Source organism: Conexibacter sp. JCM 18997, from assembly GCF_055391915.1.
Genome location: NZ_AP043885.1, coordinates 4,281,224 through 4,302,644, shown reverse-complemented (window position 1 = coordinate 4,302,644; position 21,421 = coordinate 4,281,224). Strand labels below are relative to the sequence as shown.

Here is a 21,421-nt window from a genome sequence, read left to right as displayed (position 1 = left end):
CGTCCTACTCCTCGAACTTCGACGGGACGACGTCGATGACGAGGTTCTCGTCGGCCGCCGGGATGTACGTCTCCGGCAGCCCGAGCTCCTTGCGCACGATGTTCGCGCCCATGGCCAGCGCCGCCGCCTTGTAGAAGGCGACCGTGCGACCCGCGCCCTGGCGACCGAACCCGCAGTCCGAGGACAGGATCAGGTTCTCGGGCTCGATGTACTTCAGCGCCGTGCGGATGCTGTCGGCCACCTCGGGCGGCCGCTCGGCCTGCAGCGAGCGGTGCGAGACCGCGCCGATGGCGATCTTCTTGTTCGTCTTGCCCTTCCAGGGCGCGAACAGGTCGATCTCGGCGTTGTGGCGGTCGTGCATCTCCACCGTCCACACGTCGCAGTTGACGCGGTCCAGGTAGATCTCGAACGCGTTGGCGTAGGAGCTGTCGTCGTAGACCCGCTGCATCATCGGGTTGCCCCAGCAGGTGTGGATCCAGACCTCGACGTCCTCCAGGCCCGAGATCTCGTGGTTGATCGCGTCGACCAGGAAGTCCAGCGTCTCCTTGTCGTCCTTGAAGAAGGCCGCCATGAAGTGGATCGTCGGCTCCTCGACCTGGATCACCTCGCACCCGGCCGCGGCCAGGCGGCGGAGCTCCAGGTTCATGGCCGTGGCCATGTCCCAGATGATCTGCTTCTTCTTGTCGTCGGCCTTGGGATAGACGTCGGTGTGGCTGTCCAGGAACAGCGCCATCACCTGGGCGGAGACCGTGCCGAACTTCACCGGCTTCTTCGCGCGGGCCTGCGTGAGCCGCCAGAGCTTGGCGTACTCCAGCTGGTTGCGCGGGTTGTGCTCGATCTTCCCGGTGACGATCGGCCACCGCCACGACGTGTAGATCTCGTGCAGCAGCGTGCCCGGCTGGTACTCGCGCAGCCAGTCCTGCGGTGCCTCGACCGGCTGGAGCTCGTCGAACTCCAGGCCCTTCCAGCGCTGCAGCGGGTAGTGGTGCCAGGACCTGCCGGCGAAGTCGGCGTCGAGGAAGTAGTCGCCGTTGGTGACGAGGTCCAGGCCCGCGCGCTCCTGATCGGAGACGACCACCGACAGCGCGTCGGTGAACTGCTCGCGGTACTTCGGGTCCAGCATCCCCGAGCTCAGGGGCTTGCCCCACAGGTTCTGGTCGAACCAACTCGGCCGCGGCCACGATCCGGTGACGGTCGCAGGCAGCACGAGATCCTTCGTGGCGGTGAACGCCATGACTGACTCTCCTCTCCTCTTCTGAATGTGGACCGACTACTGCGCGAGCGGTCGCGCCTCGCAGAGCTCGTAGGCCTCCTGCCACGGGCGGCAACGCTCGAGCGCGGCGCTCGCGGCCAGCACGTCGGCGTCGCCCCGCAGGGGCCCGACGATCTGCAAGCCGACGGGCAGGCGCTCGTGCGCCAGACCGGCCGGCACGGAGGCCGCCGGATGCCCGGAGTAGTTGAACGGGAAGGTCAGCGTCCACCCGATGACCGGATCGACCTCCACCCCGTTGATCTGGCTGGGCCCGACCGTCTCCCCCTTGACCGCGCTGTTGAGCGGCGGCAGGGCGCCCAGCGTCGGGCTGACCAGCAGGTCGTGGTCGGCGAACACGGCCTGGATGGCGTCGAAGCAGGCCGTGCGCAGCATCTGGTCGTGGCTGATGTCCATCGTGCGCGCCTCCAGGCCCTGGTCCATGAAGCGCAGGTAGGCCTCGGGCAGCTCGTCGCGATGGGCGCCCAGGAAGTCATGCCCGCCGGCCTTCAGGCCTTCCAGCCCCTCGAGGTTCAGCGGCGTGATCAGCCGGCCCCACAGCTCGGCCAGCTCGTTCTGCGACGCGGGCCAGGCGATGTCGACCTCCTCGACGATCGCCCCGGCCTCGGCCAGCGCGGCCACGGCCTGCGCGCACACGGCGCTGACCTCGGGATCGACGGCGAAGCCGCCGAGCGTCGGCGCCCACGCGATGCGGGTGCCGACCAGCGGGCGCTGCAGCGCGCCCAGCGGGTCGTCGTCGAACGGGAAGCACAGCGGATCGCGCGGATCGGGGCCGGAGATCAGCGTCAGCCACAGGGCCGCGTCGGCCACCGTGCGGGTGACCACGCCCTCGTAGCAGAAGGGCGTCAGCATCGAGAAGGCGTTGGGGCGGTTGAGCCCCGGCACGCGGCCGGTCGACTGCTTGTAGCCGAACAGGTTGCAGCAGGACGCGGGGATGCGGATCGAGCCGCCGCCGTCGGTCGCCTCGGCGAACGAGAGCAGGCCGTCGGCCACCGCGGCCGCGGCGCCGCCCGACGAGCCGCCGGTGTTGCGCGTGGTGTCGAACGGGTTGCGCGACGGCCCGAACAGCGGGTTGTCGCAGGTGGCGCGGAAGCCCATCGGCGGGCTGTTGGTCTTGCCGATGACGATCGCCCCGGCCTCCTCCATCCGCTGCGCCCAGATGCACGTCGCGTCGACCGTGTGGTCGTGCAGGCGGGCGATGCCGCCCAGCGTCGCCGGCCAGCCCGGCTTGAAGTCGAACAGGTCCTTGATCGCCGTGGGCACCCCGTGCAGCGCGCCGACCGGCGCGCCCGCGGCCAGCGCCGCGTCGGCGGCCCGGGCCGCCGCGCGCGCCTCGTCGAAGGCCCGGAACGTGAACGCGGTGATCGACGGGTCGCGCTCCTCGATCCGCGCGATCGTCGCGTCCATCAGCTCGGTGGCCGACAGGCGCCGCTCGCGGATGAGCAGCGCCAGCTCGGTCGCCGACGTCCAGGCCAGCTCCGACGACACCGACGCGCTCATGCCCGCCGCTGTACCTGCGCGTAGAACGTGACGAGCAGCAGGATGATCAGCCCGTAGAGGATCTGCCGGATCGAATCGTCCGCGTTGAGCAGCGTCAGGAACGAGTCCAGCACGGTCAGGATCAACGCGCCCATGATCGTGCCCGAGTAGGTGCCGATGCCGCCGAAGATCGACGTGCCGCCGATCACCGCCGCGGCCACCGAGGGCAGCAGGAACGAGTCGGCCAGACCGAGGTCGGCCGCGTTGATCAGACCGGCCAGCAGGATGCCCGCGATCGCGGCCAGCAGGCCGATGATCACGTAGGTCCCGGTCAGCAGCTGCCACGCCCGCATGCCGGCCAGGCGCATGGCCTGCGGGTTGTTGCCGTAGGCGTAGAGCATGCGGCCGTACCCCGACCGTCGCAACGCGAAGATCAGGATCGCCGCGATCACGATCCACACGACGAGGCTGGTCGGGATGAAGTCCAGCGAGCCCTTCCCGAACAGCGGCTCGCCGCCGATCTTGCGCACGAACGAGGGCACGTCGGTGCCGCCGGTGCGGTTCTCGGCCGCGCGCACGGTGAGCAGGCCGGTGACGATGCCCGCCATGCCCAGGGTCATGATCAGCGGCTGCACCTGGAAGACGCCGATGCCGATGCCGTTGACCAGGCCGACGACGAGCCCGACGAGCAGGCCGAGCGCCACCGCCTTGACGGTGCCGTCGCTGGCGTTGGAGGCCATCACGTAGGCCGCGGCGGTGGCCGTCGCGCCCATCGACAGGTCGATGCCCCGGGTCAGCATGGCCAGCGTCTGGCCGCCGGCGATGATGGCCAGCGGCGCCGCGTAGCGCAGGATCGCGCCGAGCTGCCCGGTCGAGAAGTAGCTCGACTTGGTGATCGTGCAGGCGATCACCAGCAGCACGAGGATCACGCCCAGCATGATCAGCGGCTGGTCGATCAGCAGCCGCTTGGCGCGGTCGAACGTCGCAGGCGTCTCCACCTGCGGCGCGGGAGCCGAGACGCTCACGCGGAACCTCGCTTCTTCAGCAGGAGCCCGCCGAGCATGACGACCGCCACGATCAGCGCTCCCTGGATGACCTGTCCGTAGTTCGCGTCGACGCCGAGGAAGGTGAGCACCGTGACGGCGGCCGACAGGATGAAGGCGGCGATGATCGGGCCCAGCAGGCCGCCGCGACCACCCGCCAGGCTGACCCCGCCGATGCACACGGCGGCGACCGAGGTCAGCGTGTAGAAGTCGCCCGAGAGCGGGCTGCCGATGCCGGTCGTGGAGGTCAGCGCCAACCCGCCCAGCGCGGCGAACAGGCCGCCGAAGGTGTAGGCCAGGATGCGCGTGCGGGCCACCGGCACGCCGCTCAGCTCGGCCGCGACGCGGTCGCTGCCCACGGCGTACATGGCCAGCCCCAGCTTGCGCGAGCGCAGCGGGATCCACACGACGATGAACACACCGGCCAGGATCAGGAGGCCGTTGGGGATCCACTCCCACACCGACGAGCCGGTCGACAGCGTCTGGAAGTCGATCGGCGAGCCACCGCCCGGCGTGGCCAGCACGATCAGGGCCACGCCCGACCACACGAAGCCCAGGGCCAGCGTGGCGATGATGTCCGGCACGCCGGAGCCGACGACCGTGATGCCGTTGATCGTGCCGATCACGACGCCGATCACGATGACCAGCGCGGAGATGGCCAGCGCGGAGCCCAGGGAGGTCTTGCCCTCCATCAGCGACGCCGCGATCACGTTGGTCAGGGCCATCACGGCGCCGACCGACAGGTCGATGCCCCGCGAGATGACCACGACGCTCTGGGCCATCGCGGCGAAGGCCAGCGGCAGCGCGGCGATGACCAGCGACTGCACGTCGAACGACGTGAAGTTCGGGGCCACGTTGGCCTCGATGATCAGCAGGACCACGAGGATCCCGATGACCGCCACGGTCCAGGCCTGGCGCTGGACGATTCGGCGCCACTTCAGGCCGGCACCGCCGCTCTGTGGCGGCGGAGCAGTCTCGGTAGCAGTGCTCATTCGACCACCCCTGGGACGTAGTTGGCGGGTCGGTCGGCCGAGTGGGTGGTGCCCGTCGCCTCCGCCTCGACGAGGCCGTGGGCGGAACGCAGCAGGCGGGCCTCGGTCGCCTCGGATGCGGGCAGGCGGTCGCTGATGCGGCCCTGGTGGAGCACGACCACCCGGTCGCAGACCAGCGGGATCTCGGTCAGCTCGGACGTGAACAGCAGCACGGCCGAGCCCTGCGCCGCGAGCTCGCGCAGCAGCGCGTAGATCTGGCGCTTGGTCCCGACGTCGATGCCGCGCGTCGGGTCGAAGCACAGCAGCACCTCGAAGCCGGCGGCCAGCCAGCGGGCGATCGTCAGCTTCTGCTGGTTGCCGCCCGACAGGCGGCGCGCGGCGCGCGAGGCGCGCGTGTCGACCTGCAGGCGCTCGATCGCGTCGTCGACCCTCGCGCGCTCGGCCTTGGCGTTGAACACGCCCCACTTCTTGGCCGGCGAGTACAGCGGCGCGGCGATGTTCTCGCGGATCGGCCGATCGGGCAGCAGCGCCATCACGCGGTCGGCGGGCACCAGCACCATGCCCTGGCGGATCGCGTCGGCCGGATCGCGGAACTTGACCTGCTTGCCCTCGCGCTCGATCTGGCCGCTCTTGGCCCGCGACATGCCGGCCAGGATCTCGAACAGCTGCTCCTGACCCTGGGCCTCGAGCGCGGCGACGCCGACGATCTCCCCGGCGCGCACGTCGAAGTCGACGCCGTCGGGGTACTCGGGATCGACCTGCAGGCCGGTGACGGTCAGCGCCGCCGGGCCGGAGGTGTCGACGACCGCCTCGCTGGCGGCCTCCTGCACCTCGGCGGTCAGCGACTGCGCGGACTCGCCGAGCATCAGCTCGACGATCCGGTCCTCGGCGCCCTTGGTCGAGTCGAGCGTGCCGACGGCGCGGCCGTCGCGCAGGACGGTGGCGCGATCGCACAGCATCGTGATCTCGGCCAGGCGGTGGGAGACGAACAGCACCGACCCGCCGCGCTCCTTGACCTGGCGGGCGACGACGAAGACGCGCTCGGCCAGATCGGACGGCAGCGCCGCGGTGATCTCGTCCAGCAGCAGCAGCTGCGGGTCGTAGGTCATGGCGCGAGCCAGGTCGATCATGCGCAGCATGGCCAGCGGGACGTCGGCGACGAGCTCGTCGGGATCGATGTCCAGCTCGATCTCCCGCAGCGCGGCGCGCACCTTCTTGGTGTCGGCGCCGGTCAGCCGCAGGTTCTGGTGGATGGTCAGGTCCGGCACGAGGGCGGGATCCTGGAAGACGGGGCACAGCCGCTTGCGGCGCGCTTCGAGCGGCGAGGAGACCGACAGCGGGGCGTCGGCCAGGCGGATCTCGCCGCGGTCGGCGCCGATCACGCCGGTGAGGATCTTCACCAGGGTGCTCTTGCCGGCGCCGTTGGCGCCCAGCAGCGCGTGGATCTCGCCCGGCTCGACGTTGAGGTCGACCGAGCGCAGGGCCACGACGGGGCCGTAGCTCTTGGCGATGTTCTGTACGGAAAGAAGGCTCATTACGGGGTCACCGGCCCCACGGCCGGACGCCCTTTCGGACGTCCGGCACTTGGGGGTACGGGGAGTCGGGTCAGCGACGGCTCACGGCCCTTCGCAGCTCTTGAGCTGCTCGGGGGTGAAGTCCGTCTTGCCCGGGATCGACATGGTCACCGAGTAGGTCGGCGGCAGCTTGGGGTCGTAGTTCGACTTCCAATCGGCCTCGTTGGACGAGTCCCAGACCTCGGGGGTCAGGGTCGTGACCTTCTCGGGGTTGTCGCCGTTGAGCGCGTCAATGGCGATCTTCGTGCCAACGCCGCCGATGATGGCCGGGTTGGTGATCATGACGCCCTTATCCTTGACGTCCGGGTCGTTCATGATCTGCTTCATGAACCCGTTGTTGTCGGCGCCGACGATCGGCACCAGCGGCTTGCCGGCCGTCTTGTAGGCGTCGACGATGATCGCGTCGATGCCCGACGTCCAGACACCGTCGACCTGCTCGCCGGACTGCAGGATGTTCAGCATCTCCTTCGAGCCCGTCGGCCAGTCCCAGTTGCTGTAGACCGACTTGACGACCTTGATGTCCGGGTACTTCTTCAGGGCCTCCATGAAGCCCTCGTGGCGGTCGGTGTCCGCGGGGACGCCCTTGGCGCCGCGCATCTCGACGATGTTGCCCTTGCCACCGAGCTTCTCGGCCAGCCAGTCGACGCCGAGCTCGGCGTACTTCTTCTGGTCGTTGGTGGCGATGTAGGCGTCCGGCGACGTGACGGCCTGGTCGACGGCGACGAAGACGACGCCCTTCTGCTTGGCCTGCTGGATCACCGGGTTCAGCGCCGCGGCATCAGCCGGGTTGGCGATGATCGCGTTGGCGCCCGCGGAGATCAGGTTGCGGATCGCCGCGATCTGCTCCGGCGCGCCGCCGTTCTGGTTCTGGACGATGACCTTGCTGACCTGACCGCTGGCCGCAGCCTGGGCCTTGATCGAGCAGATCATCTCCTCGCGGAAGCCGTTGCCGACGAGCGTGTTGCTGACGCCGATCACGTACTTCTTGTCGGAGTTGCCGCTGGCCGTGCTGCTGCCGGTGCTGCTGCCGCTTGCGCTGGCGGAGCCCGTGTCCGTGCTGTCGTCACCGCTGCCGCATCCGGCGACAGCGAGGGCGCCGACACCCAGGCCGATCATGAGGCACTTGGTGCCCCACTTCCTCATACTCTCCATCCTGCTCTCCTCACCTCGGTGGAACATGCTCCTGCGTACTCCCCGACTCCTCCAGTGGGACCCCTGAGGGCCTCCTCCTCAGAAGGCAAAGCGCGGCGGTGAATCCCGGGTCGTGCACCATTGCCACTGGGTGAACTCCTCCCAGTTGGCCACGGAGCCGAACCGGCCGCCGTTGCCAGACGCACCCCACCCCCCGAAGGGGGCGATCGCCTGGTCGTTGATCGTCGTGTCGTTGACGTGCACCATCCCGACCTTCATCGATCGGGCGATCTCCATTCCACGTCCAATGGACGACGTGTAGATCGAGGCAGCCAACCCGTACTCCGTCTGGTTGGCCAGTTCCACGGCCTCGTCGACGCTGGCGAAGGTGGTGATCGCCGCGACGGGACCGAAGATCTCCTTCTCGAACGCGGGCATCGCCGGGGTGACGCCCTCCAACACGGTGGGCCGATAGAACAGCCCGTCGTGGGTGCCGCCAGTCCGTAGCGACGCGCCCGCATCGACCGTGTCGCGCACGATCGTGTCGAAGTTGTTCAGCTGACGCTCGTTGATGATCGGCCCGAGCGCGACGTCCTCGCGCCACGGGTCCCCGACGGCCAGCGCCTCGGCCCGTCCGGTGATCGCGTCCAGGTACTCGGCGGCGACGCCCTCGGCCACCAGGTGGCGGCCGGTCGAGAAGCACAGCTGGCCCTGGTGCAGGAACGAGCCCCACGCCCCGGACGAGGCCGCGCCGTCGATGTCGGCGTCGTCGAGCACGATCAGCGCGTTGTTGCCGCCGAGCTCGAGCGAGACCTTCTTCAGGTTGATGCCCGCCAGCTCGCCGACGCGGCGGCCGGTGGCCGTCGAGCCGGTGAACGAGATCAGCCGGGTGTGCGGGTCGGTGACCAGCGCCTCGCCGGCCTCCGCCGCGCCCGGAAGCGCGTGCAGCAGGCCGTCGGGCAGACCGGCCTCGGCGAAGATCGAGGCCAGCAGCAGGCCGCCGGTGACCGGGGTCTGCGCGTCGGGCTTGATCACGACCGCGTTGCCCAGCGCCAGCGCGGGCGCGATCACGCGGATGCCCAGGATCACCGGGGCGTTCCACGGCGTGATGGCGCCCACGACGCCCAGCGGCACCCGCTGGGCGAAGCTCAGCCGACCGCGCTCGGTGGTGGGCAGCAGCTCGCCGTAGGGCTGGCCGGTCAGCGCGGCGGCCTCGCGGATCTCGCCCACGGAGATGCGGTGCTCGTGGGTCGAGCGGGCGCGGATCTCGCCGGTCTCGCGCACGAGCCACTCGACGACCTGGTCCTTGCGGGAGTCGAGGATCTCGGCCGCCCGGCGCAGGATCGCGGCGCGCTCCTCGAACGAGGTGGCGGCCCACTCGGGCTGGGCGGCGGCGGCGCGGGCGCAGGCGGCGCGCACGTCCGCGGCCCCGGCCAGCCCGACCGTGGCCAGCACGTCACCGGTGGCCTTCTCGCGCACGTCGACGGTCCCGCCCTCGGCCGAACGCCACCCGCTGCTGTACAGCTGGCCGTCCCACTCGGTGGGGGTTGCGAGGGCGCTCATGCGCCCACCGTTCCGTGCTCGTCCGTCGTCAACACAGATCTCTCCTGGGTCAGATCATCAGTAATCGATGATCCGCTTGTCAAGCCGGAACCGCCGGGAACCGCGCGATAGACAGGCCCACGCGCCAAGAGTGGCTCGATCAGCCCCTCTTCGACGTAGTTGGGGATGATCTCCGGACGCACCTCGGTCGGCACCTGGCCGTCGTAGCCCAGCCGCCGGCGCACGTCGGGGTCGATGTAGTAGCCGCCGACGATCACCAGCAGCAGCGCGTCGTGCGCCTCGGGGTCGTCGCGCTGCAGGATCTCCAGCGAGCCCTCGTGGTCGGCGGGGTCCACCTGCGCGATCGCCCGCAGCAGCGGGGCGGTCAGGTCGTCGCGGACGGCCAGCACCTTGTCGAGCTGGCGGTCGGCCACGCCGACCTCGCTGGCCGCCGGCATGTCGTGCGCGGCGGGGATCAGCACGTCGGCGAAGGCGCGCAGCTGGTCGCGATGCGCGTCGTTGACGGTCTCGCTCATGCGGCGCTCCTCTGCTCGCGGCGGGTGGCGATCAGGTGGTCGGCGGTGCGTGCGGCGAAGGCGACGATCGTGCTCGTCGGGTTCACGCCGCCCGAGGTCGGGAACACGCTGCCGTCGACGATGTACAGGTTGTCGACGTCGTGCGCGCGGCCCCAGCCGTCGACCACGGAGGTGGCGGGATCGTTGCCCATCATCGCCGTGCCGATCAGGTGCCAGCCGGAGTAGCGCATCAGCCGCTCCTCCTCGATGTGGTAGGCGCCGGCCTCGACCAGCGACTCCCGGGCGCGGGCGATCTGGAAGTCCAGACAGCGCCGCGAGTTGTCGCCCACGCGGTAGGTCACCTTCGGCGCCGCCAGCCCCGAGGAGTCGGTCAGCGTCGGGTCCAGCGTGACGCGGTTCTCGGGATCCGGCAGGTCCTCGCCGAAGATCCCCCAAGAGGCGCCGCGACCGAGGTAGCGGCGCATGTGCAGGTGGTGGTCCGGGCCCCAGGTGGCCTTGCCGGCACGCGTCGGGAGCGCGTTGTTGATCGGCCCGCCGGTCGGCGCCAGCGACCACTTCGCCCCGCGCACGAAGTCGCGCGAGTCGTCGCTCTCGTAGAACTCGTAGCAGACGATCTTGGAGCCGACGTGGCCGTACCAGGAGTGCAGCGGCTCGTCGAACAGCCCCAGCACGTTGGCGAACGGGTGGACCATCAGGCGCCGCCCGACCATGCCGCTGGAGTTGGCCAGGCCGTCGTCGCCGCCCGACAGCAGGAGCAGCCGCGCCGTGCCGATCGCGTTGGCCGCAAGGACGACGACGTCGGCGTCGATGTGGCGCTCGTCGCCGTCCAGCGTCACGTAGTCAGCGCCGGTGGCCCGACCGTCGGGACCGGTGGTGACCTGCGTCACGCGCGCCCCGGTGATCAGCGTGGCGCCGTCGTTGATCGCGTGGCCCCAGTGCGTGTGGTCGGTGCTGGCCTTGGCGCCCTCCGGGCAGCCGTGCAGGCAGGCGGCCCACTGGGCGCAGGCCCGGCGGCCCTCGCTGGGCACCGACAGGACCGAGTTCGTGCCCGGCCACCAGTGCCAGCCCAGCTTCGTGTGGGCGCGGGCGATCTTCAGGGCCGGCTTGCCGATGGGCAGCGGCGGGAAGGGCGGCTCGAACGGGTCGGGGTAGGCGGGATCGCCGCCCAGGCCCGAGGCGCCGAACTCGTAGTCGGTCTGCTCGTAGTACGGGCGCAGGTCCTCGTAGGAGATCGGCCAGTCGTCCGCCACGCCGTCCTGGGTCTTGACGCAGAAGTCGGAGGGGTGCAGGCGCGACCAGTCGCCGGCGTAGAGGATCAGCGAGCCGCCCACGCCGTTGAACATCAGCGTGGCGATGTCGGACTCGGACTCCTCGACGGGGTAGTCCTGGGGCAGCGCGCGGTCGTTGGGGCTGTGGGCCCACTGCTTGCGGGCCATCAGCTCGAACTCCGGCCGCGGCGCGGGGAACTCGTCGAGCTCGTGCCAGTGGCCCTGCTCGAGACACACGACGGACATGCCCGCCGTGGCCAGCCGTTTGGCCACGACGCCGCCGGACGCGCCGGCCCCGACGATCAGGACATCGACCTTCTCGCCCATCAGGCGGTCACCCCTTCCATCAACCCGACCTCGACCAGGACGTCGGACAGCCGCTGCTTCTCGGCGTCGTCCAGGCCGATCAGCGGCGGACGCACGGAGGAGTCCTCCAGGCCCGGGACGCCGAGGATGTGCAGCGCCTCCTTGGTGCGGGCGCGGTAGTTGGCCACCGGCGCGTCGAAGATCACGTCGGCCAGGCGCTGGACGCGCTTGCCCAGCGCGCGCGCCTCGTCGATGCGCCCGTCGTTCCAGGCGTCGATCATGTCGGCCTGCTCGCGGGTCATGATCGCGCCGAAGCCGATCAGGGCGCCCGTGCAGCCCAGCATGAACGACTCCAGGATGAAGTTGTCGTTGCCCGTCAGGTAGGTGAACTCGCCCGACTGGTACTTGGCCGCCTGCTCGACGATCCGGAACGTGTCCAGGTACCGGCGCGCGTCGAAGGAGGCCTCCTTCATGGCCACGACGTTCTCGATCTCGATCAGCGCCTTGAGGGTGTCGGCCTCGAAGTTGACGCCGCCCAGCATCGGCTGCAGCTGGAAGGCGATCATCGGCAGGCCGACCTCGGAGATCGCCTCGTGGTAGCCCACCGGGATCCGCGGGTCCAGCGGCTGGCTCATGTAGGCCGAGATCGGGAAGACGAGCAGCGCGCTGGCCCCGGCCGCCTGGTAGTCGCGGGCCTGGGCCACGGCCTGCGTCTGGAACGGCCCGGCCACGCCGGCCACGATCGGCAGATCGGTCTCCTCGCCGACGACCTCGATGACCCGGCACTTCTCCTGATGGGTCAGGTGTGGGCCCTCGCCGGTGTCGGCGTTGATGGCCAGGGCCACTGGACCCTGGGGGCTGATCCACTGGATGTAGCGCCGCAGCGCGGGCTCGTCGATGACCCCGCCGGCGGTCATCGGGAGCACCGTCGCGGGGATCAGCCCATCAAGGTTCAGTGACACGGCAATCGTTTTCCTCTCTCGGCTTACTTCTACTCGATGGCTCGGAGAGCGGTCAAGCCGCCACGCGACGCCCGGTGGGCGCGTTGGCCGGGAACGTGACGTTGGGCACGATGTGCTTGACCCACATGTCGAGCTGGTCGACGTCCGGGGTCATCGTGTGCAGCATGAAGTAGCCGATGCCGGCCTCCACGCGGGCCTGCAGCTGCGCGACGATCTCGTCGGGCGTGCCGAACAGGTAGACCGACTCCAGGTAGTCCTGGCCGCGGCTGGTCGACATGACCTTCAGGAACGCCGGGCCCTGCTCGGCGCGCGCCTTGGCCGAGTCGTTGGTGTCCACGAAGTGCATGAAGTTCTCGTGGGCCACGGTCAGCGACTCGGGCGTGCGGCCGCGCTCGGCCAGGCCCTCCTTGATCTCCTCCCAGTCGCGCGCCTGGTCCTCCGGCGGGCAGGTCGGGCGGGGGATCCAGCCGTCGGCGTTGAGGATGCGCTCCTTGACGGCCGGCACGAGCATCGGCTTGTCGGGCGAGTTGGGGTTGGCCAGCTGCGAGCCGCCGCCGATCCAGATCTCCGGCGGGATGCTCGGGCGCGGCTCGATCGAGATCTCGTCGATCTGGAAGTGCTTGCCGTGGTAGGTGAGCGTCTCACCGGCCATCAGCGGCACGATGATGTCCAGGATCTCGTCGGTCCGCTTGCCGCGCTGGGACTTGTCGCCGCCGGTGGACAGGAACTCCTTCTGGTTCCAGCCCACGCCCGCGCCCAGGATGAAGCGGTTGTTGGACAGGTACTGCAGCGTCGACATCTCCTTGGCCAGCACGACCGGGTTGCGCGTCGGCAGCACGAGCACCGAGGTGCCCAGGCGCACGCGCTCGGTCACGCCCGCGGCCACCGCCAGCGTGCTCAGCGGCTCCAGGAACGAGGACGAGTAGAAGTGCGGAGCCGACAGCAGGTGGTCGGTGACGAACAGCGAGTCGAAGCCCAGCTCCTCCACGCGGCGCGCGAAGGTCTTGATGTTGGCGGCCCGCTCGGGGCCGTCGTCCTCCCAGATGTACGTCGGGAGGAAGACCCCGAAACGGTCGATGTTCTCCATGGTGTGTGCTGTCTCCCCTCAGGTTCCGGAGAAGTCCGGCGGTCGCTTTTGGAAGAAGGCGCGCTGGCCTTCGAGCATGTCCTCGCTGGCGAAGACACGGTCCGACGCATCGAGCTCGGCCGCGAGGCCGGCGTCGATGTCGAAGTCATGGGCGTGCTCGATCAGGCGCTTGGCCTCGCGCACGGGGATCGGGCCGCGCTGGGCGATCGTCTCGCCCATGGCGATCGCCGCGGCGCGGGCCTGGCCGGCCGGCACGACGCGGTTGACCAGGCCGATGCGGTCGGCCTCGGCGGCGTCGATCAGCTCGCCGGTGAAGATCAGCTCCTTGGCCCGGGCCGGGCCGACGACGGCGGGCAGGCGCTGCGTGCCGCCGCTGCCCGGCATCACGCCGAGGCGCACCTCGGGCATGCCCAGCCGCGCGTGCTCGGCGGCGATGCGGATGTCGCAGCACAGCGCCAGCTCCAGGCCGCCGCCCAGCGCGTCGTGCTCGAGCGCGGCGATCGTGGGCAGCGGGCACTCGGCCAGCATCCGGTAGACGTACTTCTCGTAGAGCAGCTTGCCCTGGGCCACGCGCTTGTGCAGGCCCTCGAACTCCTTGACGTCCGAGCCGGCGCAGAACGCGCGCTCGCCGGTGGCGGCCAGCACGACCGCGCGGGTCTCGCCGCTGGCCGCGACCGCGTCCAGCGCCTCGTGCAGCTGCTCCATCGCGGCCACGTCGACGAGGTTCAGCGGCCCGTTGTCGAGCTCGATGACCGCGACGACGCCGGGGGTCAGGGTGATCATCGGGCCAGCCCCATGACCTCGTCGCGGTACACGCGCGGGTCGATCGGCTTGAGGTCCTCGGCGACGATCGGAGCGAAGCCCATCTGGTCGACGACGTCGCGCTGGACGTCGAGCCCCTCGGCGATCTCGATGAGCGTCACGCCCTCGGGGCGCAGCTCGAAGACCGCGCGCTCGGTGATGTAGCGCACCTGCTGCCCGCGGGCCAGCGCCTGCTCGCCGGAGAACGAGATCTCCTGCACGTCGGGCACGAACTTGGGCATCGAGCCCTCGGCCCGGATCTGCAGGCGGCCGTCGTCGAAGCCGAGGTCCAGACCGCGCGCGTTGAGCGTGCCCACGAAGTTGATGCGCCCGGTGCGGGCCGAGATGTTCGGGAAGCCGCCGGGCCCGCGCACGCGCCCGGGGAACGCGTGCACGTTGACGTTGCCGAAGCGGTCGATCTCGGCGAACGACAGGCTGGTGATGTCCAGCCCGCCGCCGTCGTAGAAGTCGAACATCGACGGCTGCTCGAGCATGGCCTGGAAGTTGAACCCGGCGCCGCCCTCGTTGCCGGCCACCGGGGCCCCGCCGAAGATGCCCTGCTCGACGGTCAGGATGAACTGGTCGGTGATGCCCTCCTCGAAGGCGATCGCGCCGATGCCCTGGCTGATGCCGAAGCCCAGGTTGCAGATGTCGCCGGCGCCGAACTCCAGTAGCGAACGACGGGCGATGACCTTGCGCACGTCCAAGGGCACCGGCGCGTGGCCGACGGCCGGACGGCGCAGGCGACCGGCGTAGTAGGGCGAGTACCGCGTGGCATAGGTCTGCGTCTGGTCGGGATCGACGACGACGATGTCGACCAGCGCGCCGGGGACCTCGACCGCGCGCTGGGGCAGCGTGTTGGCGGGGGCCAGCTGCTTGACCTGGGCGATCACCTTCCCGCCGCTGTTGCGGGCGGCCATGGCCATGGCCAGCATGTCACCGCGGACGGCCTCCTCCTCGAGCGTGAGGTTGCCGTCCTCGTCGGCCGTGCTGGCCCGGATGACGGCCACGTCGATGGGGAACGCGTGGTAGAGCAGCCACTCCTGGCCGCGCAGCTGCACGACCTCGACGAGGTCCTCGGTGGTGCGCGCGTTCTGCTTGCCGCCGGTCTGGCGCGGGTCGACGTAGGTGCCCAGGCCGACGTGCGTGACCAGGCCCGGGCGACCGCCGGCGATCTCGCGGCAGAGCAGCGACAGGACGCCCTGGGGGAACGAGTAGGACTCCAGCTCGCCGGCCTCGACCAGCGCACCCAGGCGCGGCTCGTTGCCGATGTTGCTGCCGATCGTGCGCTTCATCAGGCCGGGCAGCGCCAGCTGGGAGAAGCCGCGGTCGGCGAAGTCGCCCAGGCCGACGACGCGGACGGTGGTCAGATCGCGCGGATGCCCCTCGGCGCTGAACACCTCGGCCAGCGTGTCGATCAGCTTCTGCGGGACCGCGTGGCCCGCGCCCGAGCCGGCGAAGATGACGGTCGCGCCGTCGGCGATCTCGCGGATGGCCGCGTCGGCGTCCAGGACCTTCATGGCATCAGCCCGCCGGAGTTGGCGCCCAGCGTCTGGCCCAGGAACAGCGAGGACGCGTCGCTGAGCAGGAAGACGACCGCGTTGGCGATCTCCTCGGGCTGACCGAAGCGGCCCAGCGGCAGCTCGGCCATGCGCTTGCGCCCGACCTCGCCGGTGATCACGTCGGCCGAGGTCATGTCGGTGACGATCACGCCGGGCGCGACGCAGTTGGCCCGGATGCCCTGCTGGCCGTACTCCCGGGCGATCGACTTGGCCAGCGCCATCACGCCGGCCTTGGCGGCGGCGTAGTGGGCGACGCCCGCGAAGCCGATCTGGCCCAGGCGCGAGCTGATCATCACGATCGAGCCCTTGCCCCGTTCGAGCATCCCGGGCAGCACCGCCTGGCTGCAGGCGAACGCCGCGGTCAGGTCGGTGGCCAGCACCAGGTTCCACTCGGCGTCGCTGATCTCCAGGAACGGCGACTGGGGCATGATCCCCGCGTTGTTGACGAAGCCGTCGATCGGCCCCATGCGCTCGATGACGCTGCGGACCATCGCTCGAGCCGCTACGGGGTCGCTTAAATCGGCCTCGAAGATCTCGGCCCGCCGCCCCAGCGTGCGCACGTCGGCGGCGACCGCCTCAGCGCCGTCCAGCTGCTGGTGGTAGGCGATGGCGACGTCGGCGCCCGCCGCCGCGCAGGCGCGGGCGATCGCGGCGCCGATGCCGCGGCTGGCACCGGTGACGAGGACGAGCTGGCCTTCCAGCGCGTCCGTGGCAAACGCTTTCCTCTCCATCCGAGGGCGACCGTATCAGCTGTTGTCCGAGGGGTGCAACTGTTCTCTCCTCCTGGTCGGCAAGCGTTTGCCGAACCGCAGGCGACGCTAGCAGCTCTGCGCGCTACCGGTACCAGTCATCCGCGGGAACCGGGATCGCGCCGACCCGCTCGCGCCATGGTGTCGCATGCTCGCGGGCCAATGCGCCGATTCGCTCCAGGTAGGGCACCGACGTGTCGCGCAGGTGGGCGCGCGAGGCGTCGGCGTCGGCCACCAGCGCGCCGTCCCACAGCGTGCGCCCGACGACGAAGCCCGACGCGCCGGCCGCGCAGGCGTCGACGATCTGGCCTTCGAGCGTCTCGGCGTCGGCGCCGCCGCCGAGCAGGACCCACGGGGTCTGCGGGCCGCAGGCGTCGTCCAGCGCCGCGCAGGCCGCCGCGTCACCGGGGTACTGCAGCTTGAGGATCCCCGGATCCACCTCGGTCAGCTGGCGTGCGGTCTCGACCACGAGCTCGGCGTAGCGCTCCGGGGGCAGGTCCTCGCCCTCGCGGGCGAAGACGATCGGCTCGAGCACGAGCACGATCCCGGCGTCGCGGCAGGCGTCGGACGCCGCGCGCGCGGTCTCGGCCTGCGGGCCGCGCTGATCGTCGAGGTCGGGCCGGTAGGGGAGCAGCAGCTTGCAGCCCGACGCGCCCAGCGTCGCGGCCTTGGCCGGGTTCCAGCCGGGCAGGAAGCTGGTCAGGCGCAGGTCCCCCGAGTCGCCGTAGCCCTGGGCCTCCAGCGGTATCACCAGCGCCGTGTCGCCGGGCAGCGCACCGGCGGCCAGCGCCTGGGCGGCCGAGAACTCGGCGTCGAGCAGCAGGATCGTCGCGCCGGGCGCCAGCGCGTGCGCGACGCGCAGCTTCAGCTCGGTCAGCTGCTCCCGCGAGGGCTCGGGCAGGCCGCGCTTTCGCATCGCCACGCCGAGCGAGTCGCGGTGGTCGACGGCGGCGCCGACGATGATCCCGTCGCCGCCGGCGATCTCGTCCATCGCACGGGCACGGGCGGGGGTCCAGGTCATCGGTTGGCGGTCTCCATGAATCGGTTCAGCTCGTCGAGGGTGGCCATCGCGTCGCTGCACGAGTGGCGCGAGGCGGTGATGGCGCCGTTTGCCGCGGCAGTGCGCCCCGGGTCCTGGCCGCGCAGCAGCGCGTAGCCCCAGCCGCCGGCGAACGCGTCGCCGGCGCCCAGGCCGTTGACGACCTCGACGGGCCACACCGGCTCGTCGCGGACGCTGCCGTCGGGCTCGTAGACCGTGGCGCCCTCGGGCCCGTGCTTGACCACGCGCACCGCGGGTGAGTCCGCGGTCGGGTCCAGCCCGGACGCCGCCCACTCCGAGTCGCCGCCCAGGATCGTCGTGGCGAACGGCGCCACGCGCGCGGCCTGGTCGAGGAACTCCGAGGCGTCGCGCCACAGCGCGGGGCGCCAGTCGAGGTCGAAGATCGTGTGGCCGGCCGACGCCGTGCGCGTCTGGGCCACGGCGTGGATCGCGGACCGGCTGGGCTCCAGCGCCAGCGCCGTGCCGCTCAGGTAGACCAGCGGCACCCGGGCGGCCACGTCCAGGTCGATGTCGGCCGGCGTGATCTCCCAGTCGGGGCAGGTCGGGGTGCGATGGAAGGTGATCGGGAAGTGGTCCGGGGGCCAGATCTCGCAGAAGGCCAGCGCGGTGCGCAGCTCGGGATGGGTTCCCAGCCACGTCGTGTCGATGCCTTCGCGGGCCAGCCAGTTGCGCAGGAAGCGACCGTGCCCGTCGTCGCCGACCGCGCTGAACACGGCCGACCTGACGCCCAGGCGGGCCAGCGCCGTGGCGATGTTCGTGGCGAAGCCGCCCGCGTACTGGCGGAACGTCTCGACGTCCTCCAGCGCGCAGTTGGACTGCTCGGGGTACAGGTCGAGCGCGACCCGGCCCACGACGAGCGCTTCGAGCTCGTCACTCATGCGACCACCTTCCGCAGCCGTTCGTGTCCTGCTGCCAACAACGGCACCGCCATCGCGCGGGCCCGCGGCAGCTCCGGCGCGATGCGGTCGTGCATCCACTGCAGCTTGGCGAAGGCGCGCTCGGGCCCGGTGCGGCCCTTGGTGATCCACCCCTCGACGAGCGGCACCATGACCTCCAGGAACGACAGCGAGTCGGCCGCCTGCAGCAGGTCGGCCTCGGGCCAGCCGCCCTCCTCGTGCACGGCGATCAGCGTCGCCACCTGGTCGCGCAGGCCGAAGGGCGCACCCGCGTCGTCCAGCCAGCGGCCGGTGGTGGCCGCGGCGCGGCGCTGGTGGAAGCGCAGGTAGCCGGGCACGTCGAAGTGCCGCGCGCTGTCGTAGGGCGGCTCGGGATCCGGGAACGCGCGCTCGCTGTCGTGGGTGACGGTGGCGAGCTGCAGCGCCTCGCTGGCGCCCGGGTCCAGCTCGAGCAGGATCTCCAGCGCGCGGGTCAGGTGGTAGGGGTGCGGGTGCACCTCCTCGATCCACGCCGTCGCGCCCGCCACCAGCTCCGTGGTCACGTCGTCACCGGCCGGGCCTGCAGCACGAACAGCTCGCCGCCGGCCAGCGCCCACTCGATGTCCTGCGGCACGCCGGTGCGCTCGTGCAGCCCGGCGCCGATCTCGGCCAGCGCGCGCAGCTGCTCGTCGTCCAGCTTGGGGGCACCGCCGCGCGCCTCGTCCAGCGGCTCCTCGCGGGTGCCGCCGCCGGGCGCGGAGACGATCGCGAACGGCTGCACGTGCACCTGGCGCTTGCGCACGGTGCCGTCGCGCTTGAGCACGTAGTGGTCCGGGGTGACCTCGCCGGAGACGACCGCCTCGCCCAGGCCGAACACGGCCTCGACGACCATCCGGTCCTTGCGACCGCCGACGGGGTCGACGGTGAACATCACGCCGGCCACGTCGGCGTCGACCATCCGCTGCACGACGACGGCCATGTCGACGTCGTCCAGCGAGCCCTTCTCGGCCCGGTAGAACAGCGCCCGCTCGCTGAAGAACGAGGCCCAGCAGTCGCGCACGCGCGCGAGCACGTCGTCGATGCCGCGCACGTGCAGGTAGGTCTCCTGCTGGCCGGCGAAGCTCGCCGCCTCGCTGTCCTCGGCACAGGCGCTCGAGCGCACCGCGACGGGCACGTCGCCGTCGCCGCCGCCGAGCGCCGCGTAGGCCTCGGTCAGCGCGGCGCGCAGGCCGTCGGGCACCGGCGCCTCGAGCACCAGCGCCTGGGCCCGCTCGGCGGCCGTCGGCCCGCCCTCGGCCACCACCGCGCGCAACGCCGCGCCGCCGTCGGGCAGCGCGGCGGCCAGCACGTCCGCGGTCACCACGAACCCGGGCGGCACCGGCAGGCCGAGCGCCGCCATGCGGGCCAGCGAGGCGCCCTTGCCGCCGGCGCGCGCGACGTCGTCGCAGCCGGCATCGGGGAAGGCTAGGACAGCCATGCGGGAATCCTTCGTGCCATTCGGTGGATGATCGTGCGTGTCTGAGGGTGATCGCCGGCCGCGGTCGTACTGGTCGTCCGGTTGCGGTCGGCGATCGCCGTCAGACACGTGCGAGCGCCGCCGAGGGCCGGAGGAGATCCGCATGGGTGTCCGGGGACCGCCATCACTCGTCGATGATCGCCACGGCGCGCACCGGCGCGGCGGTGGTGCCCGTCCACTTGATCGGCAGCACGTTGAGCTGGAAGCCGTGCGGGCGGCCGATCTCGTCGAGGTTCATCAGGTTCTCCAGGTGCCAGTACTCCTCGTCCCACATGACGCGGTGGGCCTCCCAGAAGTGCTTGGTCTCGAACATCGCCCACACCGGCGGGTCGAAGGTGATCGCGTCGCAGCCCATCATCCGCACGCCGCGCTTGATCAGCCACAGGGTCGCCTCGGCGGTCATCCCCGGGTGGTCGGTCTTGTAGCGCTCTTCGTCGTTGTAGCGGCTGGCGCCCGTGTGGATGATCACGATGTCGCGTTCCTTGGGGGCGTAGTCGATCTTGCGGAACGCCTCCTCGATGTCGTCCTCGGTGATCCGGTAGCCGGGGATGCGATCGGTGAAGTCGAGCAGCACGCCGTCGGAGATGCACCACTCCAGCGGGATCGTCTCGGCGCCGCCCGCGGTCGGGACGATGTGCTTGCGCGCGTCGCAGTGCGTGCCCACGTGGTCGTTGACCACGATCAGGTTGCTCGCGGTCAGCGAGTTCACGCCGTACGCGGCCGCGCCCACGCGGGTCGCGAACTCCTCGTGCGTCTCGTACACGGTGATCGCCGGCGGGGGGACCCGCTGGAACGTGACCATGTCCATGTGGACCGGCATTGACAGGTCCACGATGCGTCGGGCCATCTAGCTCTCTCCTCTACGGGTCACTGACATGCGGTGAGTCCTCCGTCCAGGGTCAGGACCTGGCCGGTGATGAACGACGAGGCGTCGCTGCACAGCAGCAACGCCGCGCCCACGACGTCGTCGGTCTCGGCGATCCGGCCCAGCGGGATGCGCTTCTCCAGGCCCTCGCGGAAGGCGTCGTCCGATAGCAGCCCGGCGACCTGGGCGGTGCGCACGAAGGTCGGCGAGATCGCGTTGACGGTGATCCGGTGCTTGGCCCACTCGGTGGCCTGCTGGCGGGTCAGCGCGTCGACCGCGCCCTTGGCGGCGACGTAGGCCGAGAAGCCGTTGTTGATGCCGAGCTGGCCGCGCACCGACGACAGGTGCAGGATGTGGCCGCCGTTGCCGCCGGCGATCATCGCTCGCGCCGTGGCCTGCGCGGCGTACAGCGCGCTGCGCAGGTTGAGGTCCATGATCCAGTCCCAGGCGTCGTCGGGGTAGGACTCCGCCGGGTACACGGCGTCGCCGGCGCCGCCGCCGACGGTGGTGACCAGGCCGTCGACGCGGCCGAAGTGCGCCACGACGCCTTCGAGCGCCCGGTCCACCTCGTCGCGCTTGGTCGCGTCGGCGGGCGCGGCCAGCGCCGCGTCGCCCAGCTCGTCCGCCAGCGCCTGTGCCTTCTCGGCGCTGCGGCCGAGGATGGCGACCCGGCCGCCGACGTCCACGAACGCGCGCGCCAGGCGCTCACCGATGCCGCCGTAGCCGCCGGTGACCACGATCACGCGGTCGTCCAGACGGAAGCGATCCAGTTCGCTGGCCATGCTCTCCTCCACGGTCATCGA

Annotated in this window: 20 protein-coding genes; all 20 read right to left on the bottom strand. The window is 70.9% G+C overall.

Annotated features, from left to right (window positions below; all coding sequences use genetic code 11):
• Positions 1 to 4 precede the first annotated feature (4 nt).
• The 20 genes from ACZ5UI_RS21665 to ACZ5UI_RS21570 all read right to left on the bottom strand — a co-directional run bounded on the left by ACZ5UI_RS21665 (position 5) and on the right by ACZ5UI_RS21570 (position 21,418).
• A complete protein-coding gene (locus ACZ5UI_RS21665) occupies positions 5 to 1,234 on the bottom strand; it encodes a cobalamin-independent methionine synthase II family protein (RefSeq protein ID WP_464190926.1) in 1,230 nt (409 codons plus the stop codon).
• A gap of 36 nt (positions 1,235 to 1,270) precedes the next feature.
• Positions 1,271 to 2,770, bottom strand: coding sequence for an amidase (locus ACZ5UI_RS21660; RefSeq protein WP_464190924.1), 1,500 nt, complete (start codon positions 2,768 to 2,770; stop codon positions 1,271 to 1,273).
• Positions 2,767 to 3,774, bottom strand: coding sequence for an ABC transporter permease (locus ACZ5UI_RS21655; RefSeq protein WP_464190922.1), 1,008 nt, complete (start codon positions 3,772 to 3,774; stop codon positions 2,767 to 2,769). The genes ACZ5UI_RS21660 and ACZ5UI_RS21655 overlap by 4 nt, the downstream gene beginning before the upstream one ends.
• On the bottom strand, positions 3,771 to 4,784 hold the full coding sequence (locus tag ACZ5UI_RS21650; RefSeq protein WP_464190920.1) for an ABC transporter permease: 1,014 nt from the start codon (positions 4,782 to 4,784) through the stop codon (positions 3,771 to 3,773). Before ACZ5UI_RS21650 ends, ACZ5UI_RS21655 begins: the two co-directional genes overlap by 4 nt.
• Positions 4,781 to 6,319 (bottom strand): sugar ABC transporter ATP-binding protein, encoded by a 1,539-nt coding sequence (locus ACZ5UI_RS21645; protein ID WP_464190918.1) that lies wholly within the window; start codon positions 6,317 to 6,319, stop codon positions 4,781 to 4,783. The genes ACZ5UI_RS21650 and ACZ5UI_RS21645 overlap by 4 nt, the downstream gene beginning before the upstream one ends.
• Before the next feature lie 81 nt (positions 6,320 to 6,400).
• Positions 6,401 to 7,501, bottom strand: coding sequence for an ABC transporter substrate-binding protein (locus ACZ5UI_RS21640; protein ID WP_464190915.1), 1,101 nt, complete (start codon positions 7,499 to 7,501; stop codon positions 6,401 to 6,403).
• A gap of 87 nt (positions 7,502 to 7,588) precedes the next feature.
• Entirely contained in the window at positions 7,589 to 9,052 is a 1,464-nt protein-coding gene (locus ACZ5UI_RS21635) for a benzaldehyde dehydrogenase (protein WP_464190913.1), read from the bottom strand.
• Positions 9,049 to 9,567: a hypothetical protein gene (locus ACZ5UI_RS21630; RefSeq protein ID WP_464190911.1), complete on the bottom strand. Its 519-nt coding sequence runs from the start codon at positions 9,565 to 9,567 to the stop codon at positions 9,049 to 9,051. Before ACZ5UI_RS21630 ends, ACZ5UI_RS21635 begins: the two co-directional genes overlap by 4 nt.
• The gene (locus ACZ5UI_RS21625; protein WP_464190909.1) at positions 9,564 to 11,162 is read right to left on the bottom strand and encodes a GMC family oxidoreductase; all 1,599 of its coding nucleotides are present in this window, start codon (positions 11,160 to 11,162) and stop codon (positions 9,564 to 9,566) included. Before ACZ5UI_RS21625 ends, ACZ5UI_RS21630 begins: the two co-directional genes overlap by 4 nt.
• Entirely contained in the window at positions 11,162 to 12,103 is a 942-nt protein-coding gene (locus tag ACZ5UI_RS21620; protein WP_464190907.1) for a dihydrodipicolinate synthase family protein, read from the bottom strand. The genes ACZ5UI_RS21625 and ACZ5UI_RS21620 overlap by 1 nt, the downstream gene beginning before the upstream one ends.
• Positions 12,104 to 12,155: 52 nt before the next feature.
• Positions 12,156 to 13,190 (bottom strand): LLM class flavin-dependent oxidoreductase, encoded by a 1,035-nt coding sequence (locus ACZ5UI_RS21615; RefSeq protein WP_464190905.1) that lies wholly within the window; start codon positions 13,188 to 13,190, stop codon positions 12,156 to 12,158.
• Between the two features lie 18 nt (positions 13,191 to 13,208).
• A complete protein-coding gene (locus ACZ5UI_RS21610; protein WP_464190903.1) occupies positions 13,209 to 13,973 on the bottom strand; it encodes an enoyl-CoA hydratase/isomerase family protein in 765 nt (254 codons plus the stop codon).
• Positions 13,970 to 15,511 (bottom strand): acyl CoA:acetate/3-ketoacid CoA transferase, encoded by a 1,542-nt coding sequence (locus tag ACZ5UI_RS21605; RefSeq protein WP_464190901.1) that lies wholly within the window; start codon positions 15,509 to 15,511, stop codon positions 13,970 to 13,972. Before ACZ5UI_RS21605 ends, ACZ5UI_RS21610 begins: the two co-directional genes overlap by 4 nt.
• Positions 15,508 to 16,284, bottom strand: coding sequence for an SDR family NAD(P)-dependent oxidoreductase (locus ACZ5UI_RS21600; protein ID WP_464190899.1), 777 nt, complete (start codon positions 16,282 to 16,284; stop codon positions 15,508 to 15,510). Before ACZ5UI_RS21600 ends, ACZ5UI_RS21605 begins: the two co-directional genes overlap by 4 nt.
• Before the next feature lie 103 nt (positions 16,285 to 16,387).
• Positions 16,388 to 17,323 carry a hypothetical protein gene (locus tag ACZ5UI_RS21595; RefSeq protein WP_464190897.1) on the bottom strand — a complete coding sequence of 312 codons (936 nt, stop codon included), beginning with the start codon at positions 17,321 to 17,323 and terminating at the stop codon, positions 16,388 to 16,390.
• The gene (locus ACZ5UI_RS21590; protein ID WP_464190895.1) at positions 17,320 to 18,240 is read right to left on the bottom strand and encodes a PfkB family carbohydrate kinase; all 921 of its coding nucleotides are present in this window, start codon (positions 18,238 to 18,240) and stop codon (positions 17,320 to 17,322) included. The genes ACZ5UI_RS21595 and ACZ5UI_RS21590 overlap by 4 nt, the downstream gene beginning before the upstream one ends.
• Positions 18,237 to 18,800, bottom strand: a complete 564-nt coding sequence (locus tag ACZ5UI_RS21585) for a DUF4202 domain-containing protein (RefSeq protein WP_464190893.1) — start codon at positions 18,798 to 18,800, stop codon at positions 18,237 to 18,239. Before ACZ5UI_RS21585 ends, ACZ5UI_RS21590 begins: the two co-directional genes overlap by 4 nt.
• Positions 18,797 to 19,714, bottom strand: coding sequence for a PEP/pyruvate-binding domain-containing protein (locus ACZ5UI_RS21580; RefSeq protein WP_464190891.1), 918 nt, complete (start codon positions 19,712 to 19,714; stop codon positions 18,797 to 18,799). The genes ACZ5UI_RS21585 and ACZ5UI_RS21580 overlap by 4 nt, the downstream gene beginning before the upstream one ends.
• 163 nt (positions 19,715 to 19,877) lie before the next feature.
• A complete protein-coding gene (locus ACZ5UI_RS21575; RefSeq protein ID WP_464190889.1) occupies positions 19,878 to 20,600 on the bottom strand; it encodes a cyclase family protein in 723 nt (240 codons plus the stop codon).
• Positions 20,601 to 20,620: 20 nt separating this feature from the next.
• On the bottom strand, positions 20,621 to 21,418 hold the full coding sequence (locus ACZ5UI_RS21570) for an SDR family NAD(P)-dependent oxidoreductase (protein ID WP_464190887.1): 798 nt from the start codon (positions 21,416 to 21,418) through the stop codon (positions 20,621 to 20,623).
• Positions 21,419 to 21,421: the final 3 nt, after the last annotated feature.

Excerpts from the sequence above, each read along its gene's own strand:
- ACZ5UI_RS21665 (WP_464190926.1), bottom strand. The coding sequence starts at position 1,234 with ATGGCGTTCACCGCCACGAAGGATCTCGTGCTGCCTGCGACCGTCACC.
- ACZ5UI_RS21660 (WP_464190924.1), bottom strand. The coding sequence starts at position 2,770 with ATGAGCGCGTCGGTGTCGTCGGAGCTGGCCTGGACGTCGGCGACCGAG.
- ACZ5UI_RS21650 (WP_464190920.1), bottom strand. The coding sequence starts at position 4,784 with ATGAGCACTGCTACCGAGACTGCTCCGCCGCCACAGAGCGGCGGTGCC.
- ACZ5UI_RS21645 (WP_464190918.1), bottom strand. The coding sequence starts at position 6,319 with ATGAGCCTTCTTTCCGTACAGAACATCGCCAAGAGCTACGGCCCCGTC.
- ACZ5UI_RS21640 (WP_464190915.1), bottom strand. The coding sequence starts at position 7,501 with ATGAGGAAGTGGGGCACCAAGTGCCTCATGATCGGCCTGGGTGTCGGC.
- ACZ5UI_RS21635 (WP_464190913.1), bottom strand. The coding sequence starts at position 9,052 with ATGAGCGCCCTCGCAACCCCCACCGAGTGGGACGGCCAGCTGTACAGC.
- ACZ5UI_RS21630 (WP_464190911.1), bottom strand. The coding sequence starts at position 9,567 with ATGAGCGAGACCGTCAACGACGCGCATCGCGACCAGCTGCGCGCCTTC.
- ACZ5UI_RS21625 (WP_464190909.1), bottom strand. The coding sequence starts at position 11,162 with ATGGGCGAGAAGGTCGATGTCCTGATCGTCGGGGCCGGCGCGTCCGGC.
- ACZ5UI_RS21615 (WP_464190905.1), bottom strand. The coding sequence starts at position 13,190 with ATGGAGAACATCGACCGTTTCGGGGTCTTCCTCCCGACGTACATCTGG.
- ACZ5UI_RS21610 (WP_464190903.1), bottom strand. The coding sequence starts at position 13,973 with ATGATCACCCTGACCCCCGGCGTCGTCGCGGTCATCGAGCTCGACAAC.
- ACZ5UI_RS21605 (WP_464190901.1), bottom strand. The coding sequence starts at position 15,511 with ATGAAGGTCCTGGACGCCGACGCGGCCATCCGCGAGATCGCCGACGGC.
- ACZ5UI_RS21600 (WP_464190899.1), bottom strand. The coding sequence starts at position 16,284 with ATGGAGAGGAAAGCGTTTGCCACGGACGCGCTGGAAGGCCAGCTCGTC.
- ACZ5UI_RS21595 (WP_464190897.1), bottom strand. The coding sequence starts at position 17,323 with ATGACCTGGACCCCCGCCCGTGCCCGTGCGATGGACGAGATCGCCGGC.
- ACZ5UI_RS21590 (WP_464190895.1), bottom strand. The coding sequence starts at position 18,240 with ATGAGTGACGAGCTCGAAGCGCTCGTCGTGGGCCGGGTCGCGCTCGAC.
- ACZ5UI_RS21580 (WP_464190891.1), bottom strand. The coding sequence starts at position 19,714 with ATGGCTGTCCTAGCCTTCCCCGATGCCGGCTGCGACGACGTCGCGCGC.
- ACZ5UI_RS21575 (WP_464190889.1), bottom strand. The coding sequence starts at position 20,600 with ATGGCCCGACGCATCGTGGACCTGTCAATGCCGGTCCACATGGACATG.
- ACZ5UI_RS21570 (WP_464190887.1), bottom strand. The coding sequence starts at position 21,418 with ATGACCGTGGAGGAGAGCATGGCCAGCGAACTGGATCGCTTCCGTCTG.